The sequence below is a fragment of the Pseudoalteromonas sp. 5Ae-yellow genome, from assembly GCF_014077565.1.
Lineage (GTDB): Bacteria > Pseudomonadota > Gammaproteobacteria > Enterobacterales > Alteromonadaceae > Pseudoalteromonas.
In genome coordinates, this window is sequence record NZ_JACGWD010000135.1 from 1 (window position 1) to 2,408 (window position 2,408).

General features: G+C 40.9%; 3 protein-coding genes. 2 read left to right on the forward strand and 1 reads right to left on the reverse strand.

All coding sequences use genetic code 11. The annotated features are described in order from the left end of the window. On the reverse strand, positions 1-340 hold a 340-nt coding region (locus H4J63_RS19610; RefSeq protein ID WP_182197565.1), incomplete at its 3' end, for a phage integrase N-terminal SAM-like domain-containing protein. 193 nt (positions 341-533) lie between these two features. Here H4J63_RS19610 and H4J63_RS19615 point away from each other — a divergent pair. Both H4J63_RS19615 and H4J63_RS19620 read left to right on the forward strand, forming a co-directional pair. Continuing rightward, positions 534-1,277, forward strand: a complete 744-nt coding sequence (locus H4J63_RS19615; RefSeq protein ID WP_182198087.1) for a hypothetical protein — start codon at positions 534-536, stop codon at positions 1,275-1,277. 472 nt (positions 1,278-1,749) lie between these two features. Next, positions 1,750-2,202: a DUF4375 domain-containing protein gene (locus H4J63_RS19620; RefSeq protein ID WP_182198088.1), complete on the forward strand. Its 453-nt coding sequence runs from the start codon at positions 1,750-1,752 to the stop codon at positions 2,200-2,202. Positions 2,203-2,408: the final 206 nt, after the last annotated feature.

Below are 2,408 nucleotides of genomic sequence, written 5' to 3' on the forward strand. Positions count from 1 at the left end.
TAACTTCCTCTGGGGTCATCACTACAGGGAGCTTTGCTTGTTTTTTACTACGGGCAAAATTTAAATTTAATGAGAGTTCTTTTTTTATTATGTGCTTGTATAAAAATGACAATGAATTGAGTGCGGTGGCTTGCGTACGTGGTGCAACGTTTTGCTTTAACACTAAATGTTCTAAGTAGCGTTCGACTTCATTGTCCCCCATTGAGGCGGGATGGCGTTTATTATGAAAATGGATATAAGATGCAATCCATCTTAGGTAGGTATCTACGGTGCGTAATGAATACTGACGTACCAACATATAATCGGCTATATAATTTAAAAATGGGGAACGTGTTTTCATACTATTACCAATAACGGGGCTGTTTTTATATACAGTATAGTTGTGATGCACACATATTCAAGAAAATGAGCGGCGAGCGCATTTTGTCTTTTATTGAGAGTTTGAGTGCTAATAAAAAATTATATATAGCAATGTATTAAGTTATTTGGTAAAAAAGATTTATAAAAAACATGAGCGTATCGTTGGCAGAAATATGCGCGATGAGCGCACTATTAAATTGTTAGCTTTAAAGGAGTTCCAATTGAGCAGTCGAATTATGGGTTTCATTGAGAAATCTAATAAGGTATTACTGTTTTTCGCGGCAATATTTGTGATTATTTTGGTTGGCAGAGATGTCCTTAGAGACATTATGCGTAAAGACTATTCACCGCCAACAGTACAAGTTATAAAAAGCGATGACGCACAAGCGATAGAGCAGAAAGCGAAGCTTGAAAAACAGTACGTTGGTTTAATTAAAGATGTACATATTTTTGAAATAACTTCAGATAGAGTGATCCAAGAGCAACCGTATGGTTCTAGCGCCGAGAGGATAGTTATCTCATCATCTTTTGGTTTAAGTGAAAATGCTGTAAATCTAATGTTCACCAAGATTGGTGAGCAACGAAAGTTACTATTTGAAAAAAATGCATTGTTAGTAGAATTTTCTCCTAGCCGTGATAAACAAACTCAATACGAAAAAATTCTCAGTAAAAACGTGTATTTGGTAGCTAAGTACGATTCAAACAACGATGGGTTTTTAAACCGCAATGACAAAAAAGAATTGTTGGTTTCGGAATATGACGGCACAAATTTGATGTCTGTTATGGATGATATAAGGGGCTATGAAGTTGTCGATAATGACATTGTTTTAATCTACACCGCATCAGATTTGGACACATTGTATTTTATTTTTAACATCAAAACAGGCGAGCTCCAAAAATTGGACACGGCGTGGTAGCTAACAAACGCAGTCACAATCGGCCACTTAGTGGCCTGGACCTCAACCGCTGCGCGGGTTTCGGCCTGTGCTGCGGGCGTTAGCAGGCTTTCGGGTGTTAATGGCTTTAGTGCGGTTTTCTTAGTTGGTATTGCTCACGTCCCGTTTTAGAATACCGGCTTATTTATTTCGTCCGTGTTTGCCAGTTTGTTGGTGCAGTGCAATCTCTGATGGTGCGGTGGCGTTGTTCTTCTTGGCTTCGCTCAATAGTTTTACAGGTTCCGGTTGGCTCGCCGTATCGCAGCTGGCCGGTGTAGTCTTAAATTTGCACAGTGGTGCACTTGTTCAGCTTCGCCAGTGCGGCAGTGCCGCGCGGGTTTTAATTCAAGCTGCTAACAAGGCGCATCACTCGCGGCCTGCGGCCGCTGGGATGCCAACCGCTGCGCGGTCGTCACCCGTGTGCTTAGCGTTAGCCTCTTAGAGAATTTATTCGATGTCTGATCTATATTGGGATTTTGTAGAAGCAGTTTGGGATACCATCAGCATTTATGATGGTGGTGATACTTTCATTGAACAGTACTCGAAGGCTACAGAAAAACAGAAAGTTTTATTTTCAGCTCACTGGGCTCAATCTGAAATATTAAATGGTGGTCTTGGTCAGTTCTTCTCAAATCCTACTGGAGTATTAGCCCCAGAGGCAGTGGAAGCATTTATTAAAATAGGCATGCCCGAATGTGCAGAATCAATTTCTAATGCGATGAAGTTCTTTGGCAAGCCTTACCCCAGAGACCGCTCTGGCCGCGAAAATTTAATTGAGCAGTTCTATGTAGAGAATGGTGATGATGCAATACCTTTGGAAGAGTATGAGAATATAGTGGCTGACAAGATTGAAGAAGAGAATGGTGGTTTTTGGGAATCTGCAAACCTATATGCAGCCCAAGGCTAACAAATGCATGTTGCATCAACCACTGCGTGGTTTGGACGGTTTTCCGCTCGTACCTCACTACAAACCGCCGCAAATGCGAGCGTTGAGGCTGTAGAATTACTCTTTTTAGGAACGTATCCAACTATTCTTGGTTGGTTGCTTTTTAACCTTGAATCCATCTGTTCGCTGTGATCTAATAGATATTATTCACCCACGGTAAACTGTTA